We start from the raw sequence: 25939 nt of genomic DNA, 5'->3' as shown, positions 1-25939 counted from the left end.
TATCCCGCTATCAGGAGCCGCTCAATACCACAGATCGAAGCCCAGTTTGCCGATAATGGCGACTATCATCACCAGGGTCAGCCATTTTATCCACTTTACCCCGTTGGCGCCGATGCTGAGCCGGGCGCCGAACCAGGCGCCGAGCATGCTGCCCACGGCCAGCACCAGGCCGTAGCCCCAGGCCACCTTGCCGCCGATCACGAAGATAAGCAGGGCGGGCACCATATAGACCAGCACGATCAGCACCTTGAGCCGGTTCACCTGCACCAGGTCGATGCGCAGCACCCGGTACAGCAGGGTGATAAACAGGATGCCCACCGCCACCTGGATAAAGCCGCCGTACAGGCCGATCACCGCCAGCGCCAGATAGACTTTGGGGCCGAGGTGGCCCTCGTCCAGGGGCCGGGTCGGCAGGTGGGCGGGGGCGGGCAGCAGCATCAGCACGGCGCAGCCCGCCATCACCAGGATCAGTATCCACTGGAACAGCCGCTCGTCCAGCCATACCGCCACCCAGGCCCCGAGCAGGGCGCCGGCCACCGCAGGCAGGCACAGCCGCAGGCCCAGGCGCAGATCCCGAAAGCCGGCCCTGTGGTACTGGCCCAGGGCGGTGAGGTTCTGCAGCACTATGCCCACCCGGTTGCTGCCGTTGGCGGTGGCGCCGTCCAGCCCCATGAACATCAGCAGCGGCAGCGTCAGCATGGAGCCGCCCGCCGACATCACGTTGATAAAGCCGGACAGTACGCCGGCGGCCAGCAACAGCAGGGCTTCGGTCGGGGTCATCGGATCCTCGTCGGGGGGCCATCCGTACCGGCGCCTGGCCCGCCTCGGGTGGGTGAAAATCAGTGGGACTCATTATGCCCCAAAGCGGCATATAGTTTAAAAAATCAAGCTGCCAGCATGTGCCACCCCTGCCACTCTCGCCGGCAGGAAAACACCGCCGTTTGCAAAGGTGCGCCTTGCTGGCGGGGCGCAGGCGGCCCGCCTGCCTTCGCGCGCAGCGCGAATCCTCGGGTTGGCCTACCACACCACAGGTTTAAAGAGGCTCAACGCAGAGCAGGCTGCGGGTTGGGCTGTGCCTTCTTCGCCCACCTCGGTGCCACCCTCATGCGGGCGGGCCGCCCGCGCCCCAAGAATCGCCACGGCCTAAGTTTTAAACTATATGGCGTTCTGGATTGGTACCGGAAAGGGCGGAAATGACAAGAGGGGCAAAAAATGCTTCCATCCGCTTTTTATCGATTAGCATAATTCCGCAGATTGGGGATTGAGATTGGGTAAGCGCGTGTCTGGAAAGATCCTGTTGATAGGGCTGCTGTTGCTGGCGCCCGGGGCCTGGGCGACCCAGGCGGTGTTCGCCGGTGGCAGTTTCTGGGTGATGGAGGCGCTGTTCGCCGGCCGGCCCGGGGTCGAGCGCATCGAAGCCGGCTGGATGCAGAGCGGCAGCCAGCACCAGCGCCGCCAGGTGGTGCGGGTGCACTACGACGACAACCTTGTCGGCTACGGCGAGCTGCTGACCCTCTACTGGGCGGCGGTCGACCTTTTCGACGACGAGGGCCAGTTCTGCGACAGGGGCCGCGAGTACAGCCCGGCGCTCTATGTACAGAGTTCGCTGCAGCAGAAATGGGCCCAGCAGAGCCGGGCCAAACTGGAGCTGGAAACGGGGCGGGAGCTCGGCGTGCGCATACTGCCGGTGGGCGCCTTCGCGCTGGCGCTGCCCCGGCACCAGGGGTACGCCGAGCGCAATCCCCTGCTCTATGGCGCCTACCGGCGGGCCTGCGGCTACCCGGCGGGGGAGCGGCTCAATCCCGAGGCGCTTGCAGGCGTCCTGCCGCCAGCCATTGCCCGATAAGGTCGGCGATGGCGGGCGGGTCGTTCAGATCCAGCAGCGGCACCGGGGCCTCCAGGCCGGGGTCGTCGGTGGCCACCGCCAGGATGTGGGGGTCGTGCCGGCACAGCAGCGGCTTGCCGTGGGCGGGCCTGTGCACCTCCAGCTTGGGAATGGGCGCCTCGCGGAATCCCTCCACCAGCACCAGGTCGAGCCGATCCAGGCTCAGCCGTGAAAGGGATTCATTTAGATCGGGCTCCTGTACCTTGGGGTTCTCATAGGTCAGAATACTACGATGAGGTCCGGCCAGCAGGCATTGGCTGGCGCCGGCGTGGCGCAGCTCGTAGCTGTCCTTGCCGGGGGTATCCTGCTCCACGTCGTGATGGGTGTGCTTGATAACACCGATGCGCAACCGGCGTTGGCGCAGCAGGGCGACCAGTTGGCGCAGCAGCGTGGTTTTGCCGCTGCCGCTGAAACCGGCCAGGCCCAGCAGGGCATAAGGGCTGTCGAGTCGGGACATAAGGGGCTTCGCAATGGAACTGACAAGGGCTTAAGTGTGCCATGGCCGCGGGCCCGGACCGAACGACAAGATCAATAAAAATCGACGTTGTGCCGTAAGTCGACGACTTGCGGCAGAAACTGTCAGATACAACACAGAGTGAACGGGTTGCGCTATGAGCAAAGCTGTGTGGGGAATACTGATCCTGATGCTGCTCGGCCAGCAGGCCCGGGCGGAGGAGATCAGTTTCCGCCTGTCGGGCCTGAGCGGCGAGCTGGCGGACAACACCCGGGTTTACCTGAACCAGTTGCCGGCCATCCAGGCCGAGCAGTTGCCCCGTTTCCGCAAGGACATAGTGACGGCGGTGGAAGACAGCCTGCAGGCGCTGGGGTATTACAGTCCGCAGATAGAGGTGGAGGCGGACCCGCGCAATCCGGCCCGGGTCAATGTGCGGGTGGAGGCGGGGGAGCCGGTGCGCATCCGCCGGCTGGAGGTGCTGCTGCAGGGTGACGCGGCCTCGGATCCCCTGTTCGAGGAGCGGGTCGGCAACCTGGGGCTGAACGAGGGCGACATCCTCAACCACGAAACCTATGAAAGCGCCAAGACCGGCCTGCTCAGCCTGGCGCTGACCCGCGGCTATTTCGATGCCCGCTACCGGCGCAGCCAGGTGCTGGTGCATCCCTGGGAAAACGCCGCCGACGTGATACTGTCGTTCGACTCCGGGCCCCGCTTCAAATTCGGCGAACTCAGGGTGGATACCGATCGCCCGGTGGAGCGGCTGCTCAGTCCCCTGGTCAATGTCCGGCCGGGCGATCCCTACCTCGCCAGCCGGGTGGCCGAACTCAGCCGCTCGCTCTCTTCCACCCGCTATTTCCGCCAGGTGGAAGTGCTGCCCCTGGTGGCCGAGGCGGACGAGGACAACCATATTCCGCTGTCGGTGGTGCTGCGCGCCAGGGCCGACAACGAGGTGGAGCTGGGCGTGGGTTTTTCCACCGACGAGGGCCCGCGCACCTCGGTCAGCTGGGACAAGCCCTGGATCAACAGCCTGGGCCACAGCGTCAACACCAGCCTCAAGCTGTCGGCGCCCAAGCAGGACATCAGCTTCGTCTACAAGATCCCCCGCGGCCATCCGCTCGACAACTACTACACCCTGCAAAGCGGCTACCAGCGCCTGGATCAGCGCGACACCCAGAGCGACCGCCTGGTGGCCTCGGTGCATCGCTGGGACAAAAACGCCTACGACTGGACCCGGGACGTCTTTATCCGCTCGGAATACGAGTCCTACACCCAGGGCGAGCAGAAGGACGACAGCTTCCTGCTGATCCCCGGGGTGTCCTACAGCCGGACCCGGGCGCGCGGTGGCCTGGACCCCTACTGGGGCGATTCCCAGCGCATCACCCTGGAGCTGTCCGAGCCCTGGTGGGGCTCCGATACCCGCTTTATCCGGGCCTGGGGCCGCAGCAAGTGGCTGCGCTCCCTGTCCGACAACCAGCGCGTCATCGCCCGGGCCGAGCAGGGCGCGGTCTGGGTGGACGAGGTCGAGGACCTGCCGCCGTCGCTGCGCTTCTTCACCGGTGGCGACCTCACGGTGCGGGGCTTCGGCTACGAGAGCATCAGCCCCCGCGACGAAAACGGCGATCGCACCGGCGCCAAGTACACCACGGCCCTGAGCCTGGAATACGACTACAAGGTGGCGGAAAAGTGGCGGCTGGCCACCTTCGTCGACACCGGTACCGCCACCAACGACTATAACGATGCCTGGAAGGTGGGCACCGGCGTGGGCGTGCGCTGGCTGACCCCGGTAGGCTCGGTGCGCCTCGACCTGGCCTTTGGCGTGTCGGAGGACGACACCCCCTGGCGGCTGCACTTTACCCTGGGGCCTGAATTATGATCTGGTTGAAACGAAGCCTGTTCGGCGCCATCGCCGCCATCGCCCTGCTGTTGATGCTGCTGGTCAGCCTGCTGTTCACCCATACCGGCAACCAGTGGCTGTGGGCGCTGGCCAAGCGCCAGGTGCCGGGGCTCGACGGCACCCTGGTGGCCGGCCAGCTGGGCACCGGCTGGCAGTTTTCCGAGCTGAGCTACCAGCAGGACTCCCTGGCCTTCTCGGCCCGGGCCGTCACCCTCGACTGGCAGCTCGGCAAGCTGCTCGATGGCCGCTTCTGGCTGCAACGGCTGGACGCGGCCGACATACTGGTGCGCATCACCGCCCTGCCCGAGGGGAGCGACGAGGAGGAGGCATCGGAGCCGCTGCTGGATCTGACGCCGCCGCTGCGCATCGATCTGGACGAGATCCGCGCCGATCGGGTGCGCATCGAGCTGCCCGGCCAGACCGTCGCCTGGGACAGCCTGCTGGTGGCGGCCCAGTGGGACGACGACGGCATGGTGATCACCGGCCCGGAAATGGCGGGGCTGACCCTGACCCTGCTGCCGGGCGAGGATGAAGTGGCGCCGGCACCGGTCGAGACCGACGCCGCCACCGCCGACCGATCGCCGCTGGCGCTGCCGGAAATCGTGCTGCCCTTTCCCCTCAAGCTCGAGCGGTTCAGCCTGACCGACAGCCGCCTGGTGCAGGGGGAGGAAGTACAGGCCCTGCACCGCCTGCAACTGGCGCTGGAAGGCGAGGGCAGCCGGCTCGATATCCACGGCCTGGAGCTGTCCCACGAGCTGGCGGATCTGCAGGCCGCCGGCCAGATCACCCTGAGCGGGGACTATCCCCTTGAACTCGGCCTTGCGGCCACCCTGCACGAACCCCTGCTGGAAGGGCAACTGGCGGGCCAGCGGCTGGAGCTCGAGCTGCGCCAGAGCCTGGCCGAGCTGTCCGCCGAGCTCAGCCTGGAAGGGGTGATCGCCGCCCGGGCCCGGCTGCAGGCCAAGCCCCTGGACCCGGCGCTGCCCTTCGAGCTTGCCCTGGACTGGCAGCGGCTGGGTTGGCCCCTGGCTGAGCCGGAATGGCGCCTGGAGCAGGGCCGGCTGACCCTGGATGGCCGCCTGGAGGATTACCGGCTGCGGCTGGCCGCCGAGGCGCAGGGCCCCGAGCTGCCGCCCATCGGTATCGAACTGGCGGGCGAGGGCAATCTGCAGGGCCTGGCGCTGGCGCCCCTGGCGCTGCGCCTGCCACAAGGCGGGGTAAGGGTGGAGGGACGACTCGGCTGGGAAGAGGGCATCGACTGGCAGGGCCGGCTGGTGCTTGAGGAGGTGGATCCGGGCAGTTTCGTGGCGGATCTGAACGGCCGCCTCAACGGCGAACTCGACACCCGCTTCACCCTGCGCGGGGAGCAATGGCAGCTGGACGCCAGCCCCGATATCCACGGCCAGCTGCGGGATTATCCGCTGTCGCTCGAGGGCCAACTCAGCCTCAACCAGGATCTGCAGGGTACCCTCGACCAACTGGTGCTGGCCAACGGCAACAACCGGCTGACGGTCAACGGCACCATCACCGAACGCTGGCAGCTCGACGCCGAGCTGCAGGCCCCGGCGCTGGCGGTGTATGCCCCCGGCCTGTTCGGTGACCTGGCCGGCGGTATCCGGGTGCGCGGCGAGCTGGCCGCCCCCGAGGTCCGGGCCAGCCTGCGGGGCGGCCGCGCCGGGTTCAACGAAACCCTGGCACAAGATCTGTCACTGGAGGTGGAGGCCCGGCTGGGGGAGGACATCGGCGGGGATCTGCGACTGACGGTGGCCAAGGTCAAGGCCGGCGAGCTTGAGTTCCAGGACCTGCGGCTCACCGCGGCGGGCAACGAGGCGGCCCATCGGCTGGAATTCGGCGTGGCCGGCGAGCCGCTCGCCGCCGAGCTGTCGCTCACCGGCAGCCTGGGTCCGCAGGGCTGGCAGGGCAGCCTGGCCCGGGCCTGGCTGGATACTCCGCTGGAACGCTGGGCCCTGCAGCAGGCGGTGGCGCTGTCCTGGCGCGAGCAGCGGCTGCGGGCCAGCGCCCACTGCTGGCGCTCCAACGGGGCCAGCCTCTGTTTCGATCCCCTGGTGGCCGGGGCCGACCAGGGCCAGGCCGGGGTCGATATCCGCGACTTCAACCTGGCAAGGCTGGCTCCCTTCCTGCCCGAGGATTTCGCCTGGGAGGCCATGCTCGGCGGCCGGGCGGATCTGCGCTGGCAGGGAAACGAGCCCCGCCTTAATGCCGACATCGCCACCACCCCCGGCACCTTCGTCAGCGGCGACACCCGGCTCGACTACCAGCGCCTGCAACTGCGGGCCGAGATGGCCGGCAACCGGCTGCAGTCGTCCCTGCTGTTTGACTCCGCGGCGCTGGGCAACCTCTCCCTCGACGCCAATGTGGCGGATCCGGGCGGGCGCCGGGCGCTGTCCGGCAATCTCGCCATCCGCGAACTCAAGCTCGACTGGCTGGCGCCGCTGCTGCCGGAGGTGGCCCGGCTGCAGGGCACCCTGGCCGGCCAGGCCCGGTTGGACGGCACCCTGGACGCCCCCCTGCTGTTCGGCGACATCAGCCTGAGCGGCGGCGAGGTGGACACCTATTCGGACATGGTGCAGGTGCGGGACTTCAGTACCCGCCTGAGCGTGAACGGCAACGCCGCCACGATCGATGGCCGGCTGCGGGTGGGCAATGGCCCCCTCAATATCAGCGGCGAGCTGAGCTGGCAGCAACTGCCGGTAAGCGGCGAAATCCGCCTGCAGGGTAGCGAGCTGGAAGCCGGCTACCCGGGCATGGGCCGGGTAAGGGTCAGCCCGGATCTGCAGATCAGCCTGGGCGAGCAGGCCAGGGTGCGCGGCAACATCGTCATTCCCTGGGCGCGGATCGAGGTGAAGGAGCTGCCGGAGAGCGCCGTGTCCAAGTCGGCCGACGTGGTCATAGTGCAGCCTTCCGGCATCATTCCCGACACGACCCCCAGCCTGCCCCTGGACATCCGCATCCAGGTGCGGCTGGCGGAAGACGTGCGGCTGTCGGCCTTCGGCCTCAATACCCGGCTGACGGGCCAGCTGCGCATCACCCAGCCGCCCGGGCGGCCCATGCGCGGCAACGGCGAAATCCGGCTGGTGGACGGCAACTTCCGCGCCTACGGCCAGAACCTGCTGATCCGCGAGGGCAGCATACTGTTCAGCGGGCCCCTGGATCAGCCCAACCTGTCGGTCGAGGCCATCCGCAACCCGGCCACCATGGCCGACAGCAGCATCATAGTGGGGGTCAGGGTGACGGGCAGCGCCACCCAACCCGACATCGCGGTGTTCTCCGAGCCGGAGATGCCCCAGGTGGAGCAGCTGTCCTGGCTGCTGCGCGGGCGGGGCATGGAAGGCAGCGAGAGCGACGGCAACATGCTGGTACAGTCCATGCTGCTCGGCGCCGGGGTGGGCCAGATCGGCGGCATCGTCACCGGTATCGGCGAGGCGCTCGGCTTTCAGGACGTGTCGGTGGATACCGCCGGCGCCGGCGACAGTACCGAGGTCAATATCAGCGCCTATGTGTTGCCGGGCCTGCAGATCGGCTACGGGGTAGGGGTGTTCTCCGCCATCGGCGAGCTGCGGCTGCGCTACGAGCTGCTGCCCAGGCTCTACCTGCAGGCCACCAGCGGCCTGAGCCAGGCCATCGACCTGTTCTACAAGTTCGAGTTTTAGAGCACCATGTAGTTTAAAAATCAGGCAGTCAGACTCTGCGTAGCTGCCGGTTTGTGCCGCTGTAGCCGTCACTGTAGGTGCCGCTTTAGCCGGCACAAGCCGGCGCCCAATGTTCACGCCCCACGCCGTTGGCCGGTTTGCGCCACGTAAACGGGCGCCTACAGGAGTGCGGGCGGGCCGCCCGCGCCCCAAGTGTCGCGGCCGGGTGTGAAACGAGAGGCGCCTCGGCCGGCGGGAGCGGGAAGTCGGAAGCGACGGAAATCTTCCGGCTTTCAGCTTCTGGCTTTCAGCTTCCGGCTTCCAACTGGTAAAGTAGGGGCTTGTTGATGGCTTCCGGCCCGTGAGTTTCCGCCCTATTATGATGTCTCAGCCCCTGCTGCAACAGGAACGCCTGGCCAAGATCATGCTGGCCTGCGCGGCCTGCTACGCCCTGTTCGGCATGCACCTCTACCTGCCCCATCTGTTCGGCATTGGTTTGCAGCTGCCCTTCAACGTGGCGGGCTGGTTCTTCATCGGGCTGATGACGGCCGTGGGCCTCTGGCACTGGCACCGTCGCCGCCTGCTCACCAGCCGTTTCTGGCTGGGGCTGGTGGCGGCCAGCGGCCTGCTGTGGCTGCCCTTCTTCTACCTGCACAACAACTCGGTGGCCGGCCACGCCCTGCCGCGCATGCTGGGGCTGACCGGCGGCCTGCTGTTCTACCTGGCCCTGCAGCAGTGTCGCTTCAACGCCCGCGGCCGGCGCTACCTGCTGTATTGCCTGCTGCTGGCGGTGAGCGTGGAGATCCTGCTGGGCATGGTGCAGTTCTTCCTGCTGGAGCCGGGCAACTGGTTCGGCTACAACACCGAGGTGCGCTCCCCCTATGGCATTTTCCAGCACCGCAACGTCATGGCCAGCTTCGTGGTCACCGGCATGGTGCTGGCGGTGTATCTGTGGCTGAACGAGGCCAAGTCGCCCTGGCGGCCCTTTTTGCTGAAGTCGGCCTGGTTTGCCGCCGTGCTGGGGGCGGGGGCGGTGCTGGTGGTGCTGCTGCAGTCCCGGGCCGGCCAGCTCGGCCTGCTGCTGGGGCTGGGACTGATGCTGCCGCTGGTATGGCAGACCCTGATCAAGACCCGCTCCAAGCGGCTGCTGGCCAGCCTGACCCTGATCCCGCTCGGCATACTGGCGGGGGTGTTCGGGCTGGAGGCCTTCGAGATGAGCAAGCGCAGCCTGAATATCTACACCCAGGCCGACGGCCGTTTCGACATCTATGCCCATGGCCTGCGTATGTGGCTGGACAAGCCCTGGTTCGGCCATGGCTACGGCGGCTTCGAGTCCGCCTTTTACCAGACCTACGCCCAGTGGCGGGAGCAGAACGGGGCCGATGCCCTGTTCACCGAGATGGGCCATCCCCACAACGAATTCCTGTTCTGGGCCATCGAAGGCGGCCTGGTGCCGCTGCTGGGGCTGGTGCTGATCACCGTTTTGGTGCTGCGGCTGCTGCACCGGGTGCCCTTCGCCCAGGCCCTGGCCTGGGTGGGCATACTGACGCCCATTTTCATCCACAGCCAGACCGAGTTTCCCTTCTACCACTCGCTGCCGCACTGGGTTATGGTGCTGGTGCTGATCTTCGTGATCGATGCGGAGTACGGCCAGCGCCGGCTGCTGGCGGCGCCCCCGGCCTGGAGCCGCTGGCCGGTGCGGGCCTGGAGCCTGGGCCTGATGCTGTTTATGGCCACCGGGCTGTACGCGGGCCAGCAGTTGACCCGCTACGCCCAGCACGAGGGGCGCGGCGAAGCGGAGCTGAAGGCGGTGGTCAATCCGCTGATCTGGTACGACAGGGTCGCCTTCTACCGCCATCACTGGCAACTGAAGAAGGCCTTGCTGGTCCGGGATGGCGAGCAACTGCTGGACTATGCCGGCTGGGCCCGCCGTTTCCTCACCCACACGCCCCGGGCGGGCATCTACTACAACGCCTACCTGGCGCTGACGGCGGCCCGGGCGTCGGAGCAGGCCGAGCAGCTGCTGGCCGAGGCCCGGCGCCTTTATCCCAACGTGCAGCTGTTGCGTCCTTCCAGCATCAAGCGGGCGCTGGAGCGGCTGGAGCAGGTGACACCCCAGATGTCTCCGGCCGAGCTGAACGACTTTATTCCCCTCTACGACAACCTGCGGCCGGCCATCGGCGGAGCCTACTAAAGCTGGAAGCTTGCTGGGGCGCGGGCGGCCCGCCCGCATAAAAGCGGCACCGAGGTGGGCGAAGGCACAGCCCAACCCGCGATGCCTGTCCTGCCGTGAGCCTTTTTAACCCCGTGGCGTGCCATGCCAACCCGAGGGTTCGCGCTGCGCGCGAAGGCAGGCGGGCCGCCTGCGCTCCTGAAAAGCTTCCCGCTTCCAGCTTCCTCCCCCGTCAGGCCAGCTTGAAGCGGGCGATCTGCTCCTGCAGCTCGCCGCCGAGGCGGGCCAGGCTGACGCTGGTGGCGGCGGTTTCCTCGGTGGCGGCGGCGGACTGCTCGGCCACGTCGCGGATATTGGACACGCTGCGGTTGATTTCCTCCGCCACCGAGGTCTGCTCTTCGGCGGCGGTGGCGATCTGCTGGCTCATCTGCTGGATGCTCGACACCGAGCCGTTGATCTCGTCCAGGGAACTGCCGGCCTGGCGGGCCGCCGCCACCGTGCTGTCGGCCAGCTGGCGGCTGGCGTCCATGGTGGTCACGGCGCCCTGGGCCCCTTGTTGCAGGGCACCGATCAGCCCCTCTATTTCCACGGTGGATTCCTGGGTGCGCCTGGCCAGGGCCCGCACCTCGTCCGCCACCACCGCGAAGCCCCGGCCGGCGTCGCCGGCCCGGGCCGCCTCGATGGCCGCGTTGAGCGCCAGCAGGTTGGTCTGCTCGGCGATGCCCTTGATCACGTCCAGCACCGTGCTGATGTTGCCGCTGTCGTGCTTCAGCCGCTCTATGGCTCCGGCCGATTCCTCGATTGACCGGGCCAGGCTTTCGATGCGGCCTATTGCCTGCTGCACCACCTGGGCTCCCTGCCGGGCCTGGCCGTCCGCTTCCTGGGCGGAGCCGGCGGCGGCCTCGGCGCTGCGGGCCACTTCCAGCACGGTGGCGGTCATCTGGTTCATGGCGGTGGCCACCTGCTCGGTGTCCATCTTCTGCTGGGTGACGCCGGCGCTGGTCTGCTCGGTGACGGCGGACATCTCCTCGGTGGCGGTGGCCAGTTGCTCGATGCCGGAAGTCAGCCGGGTGAGCAGGTCGCGCAGGTTCTCGGTCATGTGCTGCATGGCCTGCATCAGCTGGCCCAGTTCGTCCCGGCGATCGCTTCGGATATTGCGGGACAGATCGCCGGCGGCGATGGTGCGGGACAGCGCCACCACCTGGTGCAGCGGCGCCACTATGCTCTGGGTGATCAGCAGGGCGATCAGGATGCCGGCGGCAAAGGCAATGCCGGTGGACACCAGCATGATCAGCCGGGCTTCATCGCCGTTTTGCTGCAGTATGCCGACCTGCAGTTCCGCCGCTTTCGAGGCCGAAGCCATCATCTGGCGCGCATGCTCCGTCATCCCGTCTTCGGTGTCGAGCAACTGGCTATAGCCCTGCTGCAACCGCTCGAAGCTCTGCCGGTAGCGGCCCAGCTCGGCCAGGGCGGCGTCGACCAGGGCGGCGGCGGCATCGGCGCCGAGGCGTTCGCTCAGGTTACGGCTCTGGTAGTTGTTCTTGAGCACATTGGCCTTGGTCGCCAGATCCTGCAGTTGCTTGAACGCCTCGTCGGCATAGAGCGGGTTGCGGTTGCTGACGTAGTTCTTTTCCGCCTGGCGCACCATGAGTACCGCCTTGCTCAGCACATTGGCCTGGCCGGCCACATCCAGCATCCGCAGGCCGTTGGTCTCGCCGATGCTCCTGAGCTGGCGGATGGCTTCGCTGCTCAGCCTGAACTCCAGTTCCTCGAACCGCTCTATGGCCTGGCGGGCGCTGCTCTCCAGCTGCTGCTGGGCGTCGATCGCGCTCTGCTGGTGCTGGCGCAGGCTGGCCAGGCTGTCCCGATAATTGCCGAGGTACTGTTGCAGGCTGCCGATCTGGGCCGCTATCTCGGGATAGCGCAGTATCTTGCGGGTTTCCTCGCTCAGCTCGGCCGCTTGCTGGGTCAGGGCAAGTGCCTGCCCGATATATTGTTCGTCATGGCGCAGCAGGTAGTTCTTTTCATTCATCCGGGCGTCGACCACCAGGGTCTCGATTTCATCGACTTTCACCAGGCGTTCGATCAGGTGCTGGATAGTCTGCATCCGCCCGTAACTGAGCCAGGCGCTGAGCAGGGAGATCAGCAGTACCACCCCGAACCCGAAGATCAGCTTTTTACGTACGCTCATATCGACGATAAAACGTAAAGCATTCATGAAGATATCCTCAAACAGCGGGGGTGGTGGCAAGAGGGTGGCCCAAGGTCCGGCCGCGGCCGTGTCGCGAAACAGCAAAGATGGGGGCTTTATTCATCGGGCTTCCTTTCAGGGTGTTTTTTGCGTGAGATACGCCGGCAACGCCTGCACGTCACTCGAGTCGGTACTGACCCAGCAACCATATCGGCCTGTCCGGGCAAAAGCTTAGTTTTTTGTCTCTTAAAGCTTCATCTGGCACTTTTTGCCCCCGCTTTTTTTAGCTGGATCACAAAGCTGAAACGTTTTAGCTGGAAGTCGTTGTTTGGCTAAATCGGTTTAGCTATGGTGCATCCATCAAGCACGAGCGGAGAAAATGATGTCTGTGATTTATTGCCTGGGTGATGGTGTGATGGACTTGCTGCCGGCCGAAGGCGGCCAGTTGCTGCCCTGTGTGGGTGGAGCACCGGCCAACGTGGCCGTGGGCATCCGCCGGCTGGGCGGGGCCTCCGCCTTCGTCGGCCGTCTGGGCCAGGATCCCTTCGGCGACATGATCATCGACACCCTGGCACGGGAGGGCGTCGTCACCTCCTGGGTTCGGCAGGATGCGCGGCTGCCCACCAGCTCCACCCTGGTGGCGCTGGATGCCCGCGGCGAGCGCAGCTTCTTCTTCCTGGCCCAGCAGTCGGCGGACCAACTGCTGGCGCCGGCCGACCTGCCCGAGTTCAAGGCCGGCGACTGGCTGCACCTCTGCTCCCTGGCCCTGACCGCCGAGCCGGCGCGGGGCACCACCCTGATGGCGGTGCGCCGCATCCGCCAGGCCGGCGGCTTCGTCAGCTTCGATGCCAATATCCGCCTGAGCCGCTGGCCGGATGAGGCCAGCCTCAAGGCCTCGCTGGAACGCATTATTCCGGAAGTGGACCTGCTCAAGCTGTCCGGCGAAGAAGCCGAACTGCTCACCGGCCACGCCGATCCCAACCTGGCCATGACGGCCCTGGAAAACGAATACCGGTTGCCTTTTGTGCTTATTTCCCTGGGCGCAGAAGGTGTACTGGCCTCCCTCAAGGGGGAGCGACTGTGGCAGCCCGCCTTCGCGGTGGAAGCTGTCGACACCACGGGGGCGGGAGATGCCTTTATGGCCGGCCTGCTGGCGGGCCTGGCCACCTACCCCCAAGCCGATAAGGCGCAATTTGCCACCGTACTGACCCAGGCCCAGGCCTGTGGCGCCCAGTGTTGCCTACGACTGGGTGCCATGGCGGCCCTGCCGGATACGGCGGCGATGGAAGCCTTTATCGCCCACAACCTCACTCTCGTTTAATTGCAGGAGAAGAAAATGACAAGGAAAGCATTATTGTTGGGTTTACTGGTGGCAGGGACCGCGGCCACCGCCAATGCCGAAGTGACCTGGGAAGGCAACAAAGGCCGCCTGAGCCTGGGTGGCGATGTGGAATTCGACATCAACGTCGCCAACAAGCAGGAAGACAGCAACCTCTACCGCAACGACGGCCGTGACGACCGCTGGGATCAGACCGGCCGGCTGCTGCTCGACATCTCCGGGGAGCGGGTCGCCGACTCCGGTGCCTATGCCAAGTTCAAGGCCCAGCCCACCCTGGGCAGCAGCGGCGGTGTGGGCTCGGACGACGCCTGGTTTGCCTTCGGCCGCAGCGACGTGGGCGAGATGAAGATCGGCCGCTTCGAGGCGCTGGACTTGTTCCCCCTGGGCCAGGACGTGTTCGTGGAGCACTCCGGCGACACCTCCTCCGGCCTCTACACCGACGGCTCCGCCTACCTGTACATGGCCAAGGAAGCCCGCGGCCGCGCCGGCGACGCCGGTCACGTCATGGTCAGCCGCCAGCTGGGCGACGTTTACCTGGAGCTGGCCACCCTGTTCGGCGATCGCAGCGACCTGTTCAACGTGGTCGACGGCGCCCGCCGTTACCACGGCCATGAACTGACCAAGGAGAAGGACTCCATCGTGGTGCGGCCGGCGCTGCGCTGGCAGGCCGGCGACTTCAGCTGGGCGCTGGGCGCCGAGCACAACCTGGTGGAAGACGCCATCATCGACGCCGAAGGCCGCAAGGTGGCCCGCCGCACCGGTTACGGCACCACCTTCGGTTGGCAGTCCGGCCTGATCAAGGCCAACCTCAACGCCGCCTATCTGGATGCCCTGAACGAAGAGAACCTGACCCTGGGCGCCAACGTGCTGTTCGACAAGTTCGGCCTGGGCTATATCTACGGCCGCAACAAGATAGACGAGGCCGCCGCCGGCTACGAGTACCTCGAAGGCACCCAGAAGAGCAACACCGTCTATACCTCCTACCGGTTCGACAACGTGCTGGATCTGGACAACTTCGGCATCCTGCTCGGCGCCTACTGGTCCGACTTTGATGTGGAAGAGTCCACCGTCGCCACCGACCGCTACGGAGCCCGGGTGCGCTTTAAGTACGTGTTCTAATCTTTATGGGGACGGCGATCGTCCCCATCCTTGTTTTTGTAATGGGAACTTGCTGTTATGAATATTGAAGCCATTGCCAAAGGACTGCTGCCATTGCTGGGCGGCAAGGAAAACCTCGTCAGTGCCGCCCATTGCGCCACCCGGCTGCGGCTGGTGCTGAGCGACGACAGCCTGGTCGACAAGGGCGCCATCCAGGAGCTGGAGGGGGTGAAGGGCTGCTTCGCCAACGCCGGCCAGCTGCAGGTGATCTTTGGCACTGGCCTGGTCAACAAGGTGTACGCGGAGTTCACCAAGGTCGCCGGCCTGGGTGAAACCAGCAAGGCGGAGCTGGTGGACGCGGCCGCCGCCAAGCTCAATCCGGCCCAGCGCCTGGCCCGGACCCTGTCCAATATTTTCGTGCCCATCATCCCGGCCATCGTCTCCGCCGGTTTGCTGATGGGCCTGCTCGGCATGGTGCGCTCCTACGGCTGGGTGTCCCCCGAGAGCGCCCTGTTCATCATGCTCGACATGTTCAGCTCGGCCGCCTTTATCATACTGCCGGTGCTGATCGGCTTTACCGCCGCCCGCGAGTTCGGCGGCAACCCCTACCTGGGTGCCACCCTGGGCGGCATCCTCACCCATCCGGCCCTGACCAACGCCTGGACCGTGGCCGACGGCTTCAAGACCATGGAATTCATGGGGTTGGAAGTGGGCATGGTCGGCTACCAGGGCACCGTGTTTCCCATGCTGCTGGCGGTGTGGGTGATGAGCCAGGTGGAAAAACGCCTGCGCAAGGTGGTGCCCAACGCCCTGGATCTGATCGTCACCCCCTTCCTCACCCTGCTGATCGCCGGCTTCGTGGCCCTGCTGTTTGTGGGGCCCCTCGGCCGCGGCCTGGGTGACGGCATCTCGCTCGTGCTCAGCACCCTCTATGATCACGCCGGCTGGCTGGCGGGCCTGGTGTTCGGCGGCACCTATTCGGCCATCGTGATCACCGGCATCCACCACAGCTTCCACGCCATCGAAACCGGGCTGCTGACCAACCCGGCCATCGCCGTCAACTTCCTGCTGCCGATCTGGGCCATGTCCAACGTGGCTCAGGGCGGCGCCTGCCTGGCGGTGTATTTCAAGACCAAGGACGCCAAGCTCAAGGCCATCACGGTGCCGGCCGGTGCCTCCTGCCTGCTGGGCATCACCGAAGCGGCCATCTTCGGGGTCAACCTGCGCTACGGCAAGCCCTTCCTGGCCGGCCTGTTCGGCGGCGCCCTGGGCGGCGCCTACGTGGTGGCCTCCAAGGTGGGCATGACCGCTGTGGGCCTGACCGGCCTGCCGGGCCTGGCCATAGTGCAGCCCGCCTCGCTGCTGAACTACGGCATCGGCATGGTCATCGCCTTCGGCGCGGCCTTCACCGCCTCCACCCTGCTGAAGTACAAGCTGGACTGAGAAAATCGGGTGGCCGACAAGGTTTCGTGCCGGCTCTTCCCGTAGTCCGCAGGCGCCCGTTTACGTGGCGCAAGGCGATAAACGGCGGGGCCTGCGGGCCCGCCGTTGCGTTTCCCGGCAGCTAAAGCGCCGGCTACAGGAGCGAGGAGCGGGCTGGTCATCAAGTTGAGAGGAGATATGGCAATGACCGAACAGCAGTGGCTGAACAGGCTGAGCGAGGCCTTGCTCGGGGGGCTGAACCGGGCCGAGGGGGATCCCCATCGGCCCGGTTGGCATATCGCCGCCCCGGTGGGCCTGCTCAACGATCCCAACGGCTTTATCCAGTTCGACGGCCGCTACCGGCTGTTCTACCAGTGGAACCCGCTGGCCTGCGCCCACGGCGCCAAGGCCTGGGGCCAGCTGGTGTCGGACGACCTGGTGCACTGGCAACACCTGGGCCTGGCCCTGGCCCCCACCGAGGACTACGAGCGCAACGGCTGCTACTCCGGCTCGGCGGTGGACAACAACGGCGAGCTGACCCTGATCTACACCGGCAACGTCAAATACGACCGGGAACGGCGCACCGCCTTCCAGTGCCTGGCGGTGGAGCGGGAATTCGGTGAGTTCGAAAAGCTGGGCCCGGTGCTGGATCTGCCCGAGGGCTATAGTGGCCATGTGCGGGACCCCAAGGTATGGTGGCACGACGGGCGCTGGTGGATGGTGCTGGCGGCCCAGAGCGAAGACGGCCAGGGCAAGGTGCTGCTCTACCAGAGCCCAGATCTGCACCACTGGCAGCAAACCGGGGTGCTGGCCGGCAGCGGTGAGGGGAATATCGGCGAGTTCGGCTATATGTGGGAATGCCCGGATCTGTTCGAACTCGGCGGACGCCAGGTGTTGATTTGCTGCCCCCAGGGCCTGCCGGCCGAGGCCGAGCGCTACCAGAACCTGTACCAGTGCGGCTGGCTGGCCGGCGAGCTGGACTGGCACAGCGGCCGCCTGGCCCACGGTGATTTCCACGAGCTGGATCTGGGCTTCGAATTCTATGCCCCGCAGACCACCCTGGATGAACAGGGCCGGCGCCTGCTGATCGGCTGGCTCGGCCTGCCCGACGACAACGAGCCGGCCCAGCCGACCCGGGAATACGGCTGGATGAACCAGCTCAGTTGCCCGCGGGTGTTGAGTTGGCGCCAGGGCCACCTGTACCAGAATCCGGTGCCCGAGCTGGCCGCCCTGCGCGGCGAAGCGCTCCGCTGGCAGGGGCTGGCGGTGCAGGCGCCCCGGCTGCAGGGCGGCCGGGCCGAGCTGGAACTCGACGTCAGCGGCGAGGTGCGGCTCTACCTGGGCCAGGCGGCGGTGCTCACGCTGAACGCCGACGGCCTGGAGCTCCGGCGGCTGAACTGGCGCAGCGGCGAATGGGAAAGCCGGCGCTGGCGCGGACAGGTGTCGGATCTGCGGCTGCTGCTCGACAGCTCCAGCATCGAACTCTTTATCAACGGCGGGGAGGCGACGATGTCGGCCCGTTATTTCCCGGGGGCCAATCCCGAGATCCGCTGGGGCGGGGCGGGAGAAATCCGCTTTTGTTACTGGCCTCTGGGCTCGGCTTGGGTAGAATGACCGCAACAGCCGACATAACGATAAGCCCGTGGATAAAAAGAAACTGACCATCGCCCGGCTGGCGGAGCTGGCCGGCGTGTCCAAGGCCACCGCCAGCCTGGTGATGAACGGCAAGGCCGGCCAGTACCGCATTGCCGACGAAACCCGCGAACGGGTGATGGCGGTGGCCAGGCGCTACCAGTACCAGCCCAACCTCCATGCCCGCGCCCTGGGCTCCCGCCGCAGCCATACCCTGGGGCTGGTGATCCCCGATCTCACCAACTTCGGCTTTGCCAGCATCGCCAAGTCGCTGGAATCCCGTTGCCGGCAGGCCGGGCTGCAACTGCTGATCGCCTGTTCCGACGACGATCCCGAACTGGAGCAACAGGTGGTGGCGGGGCTGGTCCAGCGCCAGGTGGACGCCCTGATCGTGGCCTCCAGCGCCAGCGACGACGCCGTCTATCGCCAGTTGACCGAGCGGCTGCCGGTGATCCAGCTCGACCGCCATATCGGCCAGTCGACCCTGCCGCTGGTGATCTCCGACGCCTGCCGGGCCACGGCGGAGCTGGTGCAGTCCATGGCCCTGGGGCAGGAGGCGGTGTATTTCCTGGGCGGACAGCTGGCACTGTCGCCCAGCCGCCACCGCCTGGCGGGCTACGAGCTGGGTCTGCAGCGGGCCGGGATCGAAGCCAGGCCGGAGTGGATCTGGATGGCGGACTATCGCCCGGTGTCGGGGTATTGCATGATGGAGCAGTTGCACCGGGAGCTGGGCCGGCTGCCCGGGGCCCTGTTTACCGCTTCCTTTACCCTGCTCGAGGGGGTGCTGCGCTACCTCAACGAGCACCATCTGCTGGCCGAGCCCATCCGGCTCGGCACCTTCGACGATCACGAGCTGCTCGACTGCCTGCCGATAGCGGTGGATGCGGTGGCCCAGGACTGTGAGGCCCTGGCGGGGGCGGCCTTCGAACTGTGCAGCCTGCTGCTGCAGGGGGAAACCCCGGTCCAGGCCGCCCACGTGGTGCCGACCAGGGTTCACTGGCGCAGCCGCGCTCAGCGCGAGGCGTAATCGCCGCTACGGGACAGGGAGGCGACCAGCAGCCGGGCTTCGTCGACGGAGTGGAGCTGCTCGACCAGCACCTCGTCCTGCTGCCAGTCGACGCGGGTGCCGGTGGCGGCGTAGAGCTGCGCGTTCAGGCTGTCGGGGGTGATCCGCTCCTGCAGCTCGGCCTTGCCGCCCGGCAGGTAGATGGTGCCGTTGGAGAAATCGACCGCGAAGGCCACCACCCCGGGCACGATAAAGAACAGCAGGCCGATGCCGTTGGCGATGGCCACGACCGGATCGATGCGACCGCTGATCTGGCCCTTGCGTTCGGGATAGAAGATGGTGCCGCAGGCGGCCAGCTGGGTGGTGAGCACCCCGGCCAGGGCCAGCGCCAGCGACTTTTGTTTGAGCCCCGTCATACAGTTACCTCATGTGGTTAAACGCCGCCCCAGTTTATACGATAACGGTATTATCTGAATCCGTTTTTGAGGGGCTGTGACAGTGGCTGGCGCCGGTGCGGCCGGCCTGGAGGGGGAGGGCGGAAGGCGCTAACGTAAGGCATAAGGCCTTACGTTAGCGGATATTCAGGCCTTGAACAGCCGGTGGAAGGCCTCGGCGTGATCCTGGCTGGCCTGTTGCTTGTCGTCGAAGGCCCGGGTGACCTCATCCAGGGAGCAGGCTTCCTCCCTGAATTCCTGCACCTTGCGATCGTAATGGTCGCACGCCTCCTTCAGTTTCGCCCTTTTGTCCTGCAGTTCATCCCAGGCGTCTTTGGTCGCTTCGCTGTACTTGGCCATAGGGTACCTCCTGTGTGGTTGAGCCCCTAAAGTGTAGTACGGGGTGCCGGGGTTGGGGGCATTGCAAGGAACCCTTTGGGGCGCGGGCGCTCCGGGTGGGTGGGCTATTGCAAGGGGCCTTGGGGCGCGGGCGGCTCGCCCGCATGGGGTGTTGCGCCTGTGGTTTGGCGGTGGTGCCGGGCCCGGGGGTTCCCGCTTCGCGGGAATGCAGGCGGGCCGCCTGCGCTCCGGGTTGGGATGGTCCATTGAAAGTGGCCAGACAGAGAAGGCCGGAAAGCAAAAAGCCCACCTTGCGGTGGGCTTTTCAGGATGATTTGGTCGGCGTGAGAGGATTTGAACCTCCGACCCCTGACACCCCATGACAGTGCGCTACCAGGCTGCGCTACACGCCGAAATCGTCGTTGTGTCGACGGGGACGGATTCTAGGGAAGTGGCCGGGGGCTGTCAACACCCGTTCCGGCCACCGTGGTGCGTTTGCCTGCTATTTGCGCACTAGCGGGTAAATTGCATCCGCTGGCCGAAGGCCTGCTCGCTGACCTGGCCGTTCTGGTAGGCGATGTGGCCGTTGACCAGGGTGGTGTCGACCCGGCTCTTCAGGGTGGTGCCCTCGAGCGGCGACCAGCCGCAGTGGTAGAGCAGGTTGTCCTTGCTTACCGCCGTGCGGTCGTTGAGGTCGAACAGCACCAGATCGGCGAAATAGCCTTCGCGGATATAGCCTCTGTCCTTGATCTGATAGCGCTCGGCCACCGCGTGGGAGGTCTTGCGCACTATGGTCTCCAGGCTGAAGATGCCCTTGTGGTAGAACTCCATCAGCATCGGCAGGGCGTGCTGGCACAGGGGCAGGCCCGAGGGCGCGCCGAAGTAGGAGTTTTGCTTGTCGACCCAGGTGTGGGGCGCGTGGTCGGTGGCGATGATGTCGATGATGTCCTGGTTGACCGCGTCGATCAGTGCCTGCTGGTCGGCGGCGGTCTTGATCGCCGGGTTGCACTTGATCTGGGCGCCCAGGCGCTCGTAGTCGGCCTCGTTGTAGAACAGATGGTGCACGCACACTTCGGCGGTGATGTTCTTGTCCTTCAGCTCGGCCAGGGAGTGGCTGGCGGTGAAGTGGCTCATCTCCCGGGCGGTGGTGAGGTGCAGCACGTGCAGCTTGGACTGGTAGCGCTTGGCCAGGCTCACCGCCAGGGAAGAGGACAGGTAGCAGGCCTCGGCGCTGCGGATATGGCCGTGCTCGCTGAAGGGCACGGCGTCGCCGTACTTGGCGCGGGCCAGCTCTTCGTTGCGCTTGATGGTGGGCGAGTCTTCGCAGTGGGTGGCGATCAGTACCGGGCTGTCGCGGAAGATGCCGGCCAGGGCCGCTTCGCTGTCGACCAGCATATTGCCGGTGGAGGCACCCATGAACACCTTGACGCCGCAGGTCTGGTTGGGCTGCAGACGCTGGATTTGCTCCAGGTTGTCGTTGGTGCCGCCCAGGTAGAAGCTGTAGTTGCCGGCGGCCCGGCCCTCGGCCAGCTTGAACTTGGCCTCCAGCGCCTCCAGGGTGGTGGTTTGCGGGTTGACGTTGGGCATGTCCATAAAGCTGGTGGTGCCCCCGGCCACGGCAGCGCGGGATTCTGACGCTATGTTGCCCTTGTCGGGCATGCCGGGCTCGCGAAAGTGTACCTGATCGTCGATCATGCCCGGCAGCAGGTGCTTGCCGGCGGCGTCCAGCACCCGGACTCCGGCGGGAGCGGAAAGGCCGAAGCCAATCTGCTCGATGCGCTCGCCCGCGATCAGCACGTCCTGCACCTGGACACGGCCTTCGTTGACCAGGGTTGCGTTTTTAATCAATAGTTTATTCATTGTGACTTCATTCCTTTGGCAGCTAACAAGGCTATAATAGCGAATCTTGCCCGGGGCCGACAGGCGAAGCCCGGCGATTTACCTCAAGGAGACAGGCAATGGCAGAAGAGACCATTTTCAGCAAAATCATCCGCAAGGAAATTCCCGCCGAGATCCTGTACCAGGACGAACTGGTCACCGCCTTTCGCGATATCCATCCCAAGGCGCCGACCCATGTGCTGATCGTGCCCAACGTGCTGATCCCCACCGTCAACGAGGTGGAGCCCGAGCACGAGCTGGCCCTGGGCCGGCTGTTCACCGTGGCGCGCAAGCTGGCGGCCGATGCCGGCCTGGCCGAGGATGGCTATCGCCTGATCGTGAACTGCAACCGCCACGGCGGCCAGGAGGTTTACCACATTCACATGCACCTGCTGGGTGGCCGCCCCCTGGGCCCCATGCTGGCACGGTGAGGAGAGGCCGATGAAGTTGTTCCGTTCCGGCCTGGTGCTGGCGGCCGCCGTGCTTGGCGGCTGTACCCTGCCCAACCCCTATTCCTCCCAGCCGGCGCCGGTCACCCCGGCCACGCCGGGCACCCAGCCGGCCGCGCCCGTGGTGCAGCCGCCCCTGCGGCCGACTCCGCCGCCGGTGATAGAGCTGCCCGAGCCGCCGGTGGTCACTCCCTTGCCCGAGGCGCGCAGCGCCAACCTGGATCAACTGGCCGACGGCCTGGCCGCCCGGCTGCGCAACAGCGGCGTGCTCGGCGAGGTGAACGGCGTGGTGCTGCTGGACGAGATCCGCAACCTGGCCGGCAGCCCGGTGGACACCCGCGGCCTGACCGAGCGGCTGCGGGCCAACCTGGCCGGCAGCCTGCGCTTTGCCGACAGCGCCCGGGTCAGCAGCCTGCGTCAGCAACTGGCCTATCAGGATGGCCGGGCCGACATGGCCGCCCTGGTGCGCCTGGGCCGGCAAAGCGGCGCCGACTATGTGCTGTCCGGCAACCTGAACCGCAGCGGCACGGGCTTCAGCCTGCAGGGCCAACTGATGGAAATCGCCAGCGGCGAGGTGCTCTGGTCCGACAGCGTCAGTGGACGCTGAGCCACTGCTGGCCAGCCTGCCCGCCGACTGGCAGGGGCGGCTGACGCCCCTGGCGGGCGGGTTTACCAACCGCTGCTGGCGGCTGGACACCCCCGCTGGCGCCTACTGGCTGCGCCAGGGCTGTGCCGATCCGGCCGCCCTGGGCATAGACCGGCGGTTGGAGTTGTTCGCCCACCGCACGGCCGCCGCGGCCGGGCTGGCGCTGCCGGTGCGTTTCGCCCGGCCCGAACAGGGCCTGCTGATCCTGGACTGGCGGGACGAGCCGGACTGGCGGCAGCGCCCGCCGGACATGACCCGGCTGATGGCGCGGGTGGCGGCCCTGCACCGGCTGCCGGCGGCCCTGCCGGTGCTGGATTTGCGCGCGCGGCTGGGTCATTATCTACGGTTGTTGTCGCCGCTGCCGGCCGACATCGCCCGGGTGCTGCCCCTGTTCGAGCGCGCCGAGCTGAATCCGCCCTTTTCCCCGGTGTTCTGCCACCACGATCTCAACGCCGCCAACCTGCTGGGCGAACGCCCCTGGCTGCTGGACTGGGAATACGCCGCCCGGGGCGACGCCGCCTTTGAGCTGGCGGTGATCGCCGACAGCTTCGGGCTGGATAGACCGGGGCGGGCGGCCATGCTGGCCGCCTACCGGGCCGGGGGCGGCGAACTGAGCGAGGCCCGGCTGGCCGCCCGCCGGCCCTGGGTGTGGCTGCTCACGGCGCTGTGGGCAGCGGTGCAATACCGCCAGTGCGGCCAGGCCGGATACCTGGAACAACAGCAACAGGCAGTGCAGCGGCTCTGCCAATATCAACGTGAACGGGAGTGATGATGGGCCCTTTTATCCTCGACCTGAACGGCCACGAACTGGAGGCGGAAGAGCGCGAGCTGATTGAGCACCCCGCCGTGGGCGGGATCATCTTTTTCAGCCGGAATTATCATGACCGGGCCCAGCTGGGCGCCCTGGTCAAGGCCATCCGCAAGATCAAGCCGGGGCTGCTGCTCACCGTGGATCACGAAGGGGGGCGGGTACAGCGCTTTCGCGAGGGCTTTTTTCCGCTGCCGGCACCGGGCAAGCTCGCCGGGCTGGACCACCCCGAGCTGCCCTCCCTGCTGGAGGACGCCGGCTGGCTGATGGCCGCCGAGCTGCTGGCCCATGACATCGATCTCAGCTTTGCGCCCGTGCTCGATCTGGAGCGGGGCAGCGAGGTGATAGGGGATCGCAGTTTCGGCGCCGAACCCGAACAGGTGATAGCGAGGGCCGGCGCCTACATCGGCGGCATGAAGGCGGCGGGCATGGCGGCGGTGGCCAAGCACTTTCCCGGCCACGGCAGCGTGCGCGCCGACTCCCACAAGGAAAGCCCGGTGGACGAACGGGCGCTGGCCGAGATAGAAGCGGCCGATTTGGTGCCCTTCAGGGCCCTGATAAGCCAGGGCCTGGTGCAGGGCATGATGCCGGCCCACGTTATCTACCGCGCGGTGGACCCGGAGCCGGCGGGGTTTTCGTCGTTCTGGATCAAGGAGATGCTGCGCCGCCGGCTCGGCTTTACCGGCCTGGTGTTCAGCGACGATCTGACCATGGAAGGGGCGGCGGTGGCCGGCGGCTACGCCGAGCGGGCGCGGCGGGCACTGGCGGCGGGCTGCGATCTGCTGCTGGCCTGCAACCACCGGGCGGGGGCGGTGAGCATTATCGACAGCCTGCCCCACGATCTGGCGCGGGACCTGTCGCCCCTGCGCAAGCGGGACAACGCCGGCGCCGCCCACCTTTACGGCAGCCGGCGCTGGCGCGAGGCGAGCGAGCGGCTGCTGCGCATCTCCCGGGAGCAGGGCTGGACCGGCTGAGCCGATGTTGATTTGATGTGAAAATAAAGTTGTGCTCTCAAACACAGCTTTTAGAATGGCTCCACTCGGCGCGAGTGGAGCCAAGCAAGAATCTGCCGCTATGGGCCGGCCATAGCCGCAGGTTTTTACTTTACACATTGAAGAGGTCAAACATGACAAGGATTATCGTGGTCGGCGGCGGCGCCGGCGGCCTGGAGCTGGTGACCAAGCTGGGACGACAACTGGGGCGCAAGGGCAAGGCGGAGGTGATACTGGTGGATCGCAACCGGACCCACCTGTGGAAACCCCTGCTGCACGAAGTGGCCACCGGCGCCATGGACCCGGGCATCGACGGCCTGAGCTACCGCTCCCAGGCCCACAACCACGGCTTCAGCTTCCATCTGGGCACCCTCACCAATATCGACCGGGAAGCCAAAACCATCACCCTGGCGCCCCTGCGCGACGACCATGGTAATCCCATGGTGGGCGAGCGCTATCTCAAATACGACATCCTGGTGCTGGCCATCGGCTCCGTGTCCAACGACTTCGGCACCCAGGGCGTGCGCGAGCACTGCATCTTCCTCGACAGCCCGCAGCAGGCCGAGCGTTTCCACGACGAGCTGATGAACCGCTTTTTGCAGTACGCCGAGAGCGAGACCGTGGACGAAAAGGTCGACATCGCCATCGTCGGCGGCGGCGCCACCGGGGTGGAGCTGTCGGCCGAGCTGTACAACGCGGTGGAGCACCTGGCGGCCTACGGCTTTAAAAAGCTCAACCGCAACTGCCTGCGGCTGACCCTGGTGGAGGCGGGGCCGCGCATACTGCCGGCCCTGCCCGAGCGCATTTCCGCCATGGCGCACAAGGAGCTGCGCGAGCTGGGCGTGGACGTGCGCGTCAACACCATGATAGTGGAGGCCACCAACGAGGGGCTGAAAACCAAGGACGGCGAACTGATCCCCGCCAAGCTGATGGTGTGGGCGGCGGGCATCAAGGCGCCGGACTTTATGAAGGACATTGCCGGGCTGGAGACCAACCGCATCAACCAGCTGGCGGTGACCAGCACCCTGCAGACCACCCGCGACGAGAACATTTTCGTGATCGGTGACTGCGCCTTCTGCCTGCAGGACAACGGCAAGCCGGTACCGCCCCGGGCTCAGTCGGCCCACCAGATGGCCAGCCAGGCCTATGACAACATCATGGCCAAGCTCAGCAACAAGCCGCTCAGGCCCTATGTGTACAAGGACCACGGCTCGCTGGTAAACCTGAGCCGCTACTCTACCGTGGGATCCCTGATGGGCAACCTGATGCGCGGCTCCATGATGGTGGAAGGGCGCATCGCCCGCACCGTGTACATTTCCCTCTATCGCATGCACCAGGTGGCGCTGCACGGCTACACCCGCACCGGCCTGATGATGCTGGTGGGCCGCATCAACCGCTACCTGCGCCCGCGGCTCAAGCTGCACTGATTTTTTAAGCCGGAAGCCAGAAGCCGGAAGCTTGAGGCTGGAAGCCGGAAGGAGCCCCTCCTTCCGGCCTGTTCCCTTCTCCGTCATATAGCCGTTGCTGAGGATGCTGCTTGGTGTTGCTGTAGGTGCCGCCTGTAGGTGCCGCTGTAGGTGCCGCTTTAGCTGGCACAAGCCGGCACAATCCGGCACAAACCGGCTTGCACCACCTGAACGGTTGCCTGT

The 25939-nt window shown here is 66.3% G+C and carries 20 protein-coding genes and 1 tRNA gene; 14 read left to right on the top strand and 7 right to left on the bottom strand.

Annotated features, from left to right (window positions below; genetic code table 11):
* Nucleotides 1-21: 21 nt before the first annotated feature.
* Nucleotides 22-780 carry a sulfite exporter TauE/SafE family protein gene (locus AN401_RS12560; RefSeq protein WP_096779551.1) on the bottom strand — a complete coding sequence of 253 codons (759 nt, stop codon included), beginning with the start codon at nt 778-780 and terminating at the stop codon, nt 22-24.
* Nucleotides 781-1279: 499 nt separating this feature from the next.
* Between AN401_RS12560 and AN401_RS12555 the strand changes: the two genes are divergently transcribed.
* Nucleotides 1280-1846: a peptide-methionine (S)-S-oxide reductase gene (locus AN401_RS12555; protein ID WP_232513303.1), complete on the top strand. Its 567-nt coding sequence runs from the start codon at nt 1280-1282 to the stop codon at nt 1844-1846.
* Here the strand turns inward: AN401_RS12555 and mobB are convergent.
* Entirely contained in the window at nt 1797-2342 is a 546-nt protein-coding gene (gene mobB, locus AN401_RS12550) for a molybdopterin-guanine dinucleotide biosynthesis protein B (protein ID WP_096779550.1), read from the bottom strand. The two genes, AN401_RS12555 and mobB, sit on opposite strands and share 50 nt — an antisense overlap.
* Before the next feature lie 154 nt (nt 2343-2496).
* On the opposite strand from mobB, the gene tamA reads away from it, so the two are divergent.
* From tamA to AN401_RS12535, 3 genes are all read left to right on the top strand, one after another.
* Nucleotides 2497-4212, top strand: coding sequence for an autotransporter assembly complex protein TamA (gene tamA / locus AN401_RS12545; protein ID WP_094040937.1), 1716 nt, complete (start codon nt 2497-2499; stop codon nt 4210-4212).
* Nucleotides 4209-7904: an autotransporter assembly complex protein TamB gene (gene tamB / locus AN401_RS12540; RefSeq protein WP_232513302.1), complete on the top strand. Its 3696-nt coding sequence runs from the start codon at nt 4209-4211 to the stop codon at nt 7902-7904. The genes tamA and tamB overlap by 4 nt, the downstream gene beginning before the upstream one ends.
* A gap of 358 nt (nt 7905-8262) precedes the next feature.
* Nucleotides 8263-10077, top strand: coding sequence for a PglL family O-oligosaccharyltransferase (locus AN401_RS12535; protein ID WP_096779549.1), 1815 nt, complete (start codon nt 8263-8265; stop codon nt 10075-10077).
* Between the two features lie 211 nt (nt 10078-10288).
* On the opposite strand, the gene AN401_RS12530 is transcribed toward AN401_RS12535, so the two are convergent.
* The gene (locus tag AN401_RS12530; protein ID WP_096779548.1) at nt 10289-12274 is read right to left on the bottom strand and encodes a HAMP domain-containing methyl-accepting chemotaxis protein; all 1986 of its coding nucleotides are present in this window, start codon (nt 12272-12274) and stop codon (nt 10289-10291) included.
* A 352-nt stretch (nt 12275-12626) separates the two neighbouring features.
* On the opposite strand from AN401_RS12530, the gene AN401_RS12525 reads away from it, so the two are divergent.
* The 5 genes from AN401_RS12525 (at nt 12627) to AN401_RS12505 (ending at nt 18765) form a co-directional block, all read left to right on the top strand.
* Complete coding sequence (locus AN401_RS12525; RefSeq protein WP_198401735.1) at nt 12627-13568, top strand: aminoimidazole riboside kinase; 942 nt, start codon at nt 12627-12629, stop codon at nt 13566-13568.
* Between the two features lie 33 nt (nt 13569-13601).
* Nucleotides 13602-14705, top strand: a complete 1104-nt coding sequence (locus tag AN401_RS12520; protein ID WP_157772266.1) for a carbohydrate porin — start codon at nt 13602-13604, stop codon at nt 14703-14705.
* Nucleotides 14706-14762: 57 nt separating this feature from the next.
* Complete coding sequence (locus AN401_RS12515) at nt 14763-16127, top strand: sucrose-specific PTS transporter subunit IIBC (RefSeq protein WP_096779546.1); 1365 nt, start codon at nt 14763-14765, stop codon at nt 16125-16127.
* Between the two features lie 183 nt (nt 16128-16310).
* Entirely contained in the window at nt 16311-17720 is a 1410-nt protein-coding gene (locus AN401_RS12510; RefSeq protein ID WP_096779545.1) for a glycoside hydrolase family 32 protein, read from the top strand.
* Between the two features lie 28 nt (nt 17721-17748).
* Nucleotides 17749-18765 (top strand): substrate-binding domain-containing protein, encoded by a 1017-nt coding sequence (locus tag AN401_RS12505; protein WP_094040777.1) that lies wholly within the window; start codon nt 17749-17751, stop codon nt 18763-18765.
* Here the strand turns inward: AN401_RS12505 and AN401_RS12500 are convergent.
* From AN401_RS12500 to AN401_RS12485, 4 genes are all read right to left on the bottom strand, one after another.
* Entirely contained in the window at nt 18750-19160 is a 411-nt protein-coding gene (locus tag AN401_RS12500; RefSeq protein WP_094040776.1) for a hypothetical protein, read from the bottom strand. The genes AN401_RS12505 and AN401_RS12500 overlap by 16 nt on opposite strands.
* Before the next feature lie 165 nt (nt 19161-19325).
* Nucleotides 19326-19538 carry a hypothetical protein gene (locus tag AN401_RS12495; protein ID WP_094040775.1) on the bottom strand — a complete coding sequence of 71 codons (213 nt, stop codon included), beginning with the start codon at nt 19536-19538 and terminating at the stop codon, nt 19326-19328.
* A 315-nt stretch (nt 19539-19853) separates the two neighbouring features.
* Nucleotides 19854-19930, bottom strand: a tRNA-Pro gene (locus AN401_RS12490).
* Nucleotides 19931-20030: 100 nt separating this feature from the next.
* Nucleotides 20031-21377 carry a dihydroorotase gene (locus AN401_RS12485; RefSeq protein ID WP_096779544.1) on the bottom strand — a complete coding sequence of 449 codons (1347 nt, stop codon included), beginning with the start codon at nt 21375-21377 and terminating at the stop codon, nt 20031-20033.
* Between the two features lie 98 nt (nt 21378-21475).
* Between AN401_RS12485 and hinT the strand changes: the two genes are divergently transcribed.
* The 5 genes from hinT to AN401_RS12460 all read left to right on the top strand — a co-directional run bounded on the left by hinT (nt 21476) and on the right by AN401_RS12460 (nt 25717).
* Complete coding sequence (gene hinT, locus AN401_RS12480) at nt 21476-21826, top strand: purine nucleoside phosphoramidase (protein ID WP_094040773.1); 351 nt, start codon at nt 21476-21478, stop codon at nt 21824-21826.
* Nucleotides 21827-21836: 10 nt separating this feature from the next.
* Nucleotides 21837-22451: a penicillin-binding protein activator LpoB gene (locus tag AN401_RS12475; protein WP_094040772.1), complete on the top strand. Its 615-nt coding sequence runs from the start codon at nt 21837-21839 to the stop codon at nt 22449-22451.
* Nucleotides 22441-23259 (top strand): phosphotransferase, encoded by an 819-nt coding sequence (locus AN401_RS12470; protein ID WP_096779543.1) that lies wholly within the window; start codon nt 22441-22443, stop codon nt 23257-23259. Before AN401_RS12475 ends, AN401_RS12470 begins: the two co-directional genes overlap by 11 nt.
* Nucleotides 23260-23261: 2 nt before the next feature.
* Entirely contained in the window at nt 23262-24272 is a 1011-nt protein-coding gene (nagZ, locus tag AN401_RS12465; protein ID WP_096779542.1) for a beta-N-acetylhexosaminidase, read from the top strand.
* A gap of 152 nt (nt 24273-24424) precedes the next feature.
* The gene (locus tag AN401_RS12460; RefSeq protein ID WP_094040375.1) at nt 24425-25717 is read left to right on the top strand and encodes an NAD(P)/FAD-dependent oxidoreductase; all 1293 of its coding nucleotides are present in this window, start codon (nt 24425-24427) and stop codon (nt 25715-25717) included.
* Nucleotides 25718-25939 lie beyond the last annotated feature (222 nt).

Origin of the sequence: Zobellella denitrificans (assembly GCF_002407485.1) — a bacterium.
GTDB lineage: Bacteria > Pseudomonadota > Gammaproteobacteria > Enterobacterales > Aeromonadaceae > Oceanimonas > Oceanimonas denitrificans.
Note: the sequence above shows the minus strand (reverse complement) of the source record. Positions and strands in the feature narration are given on the sequence as shown.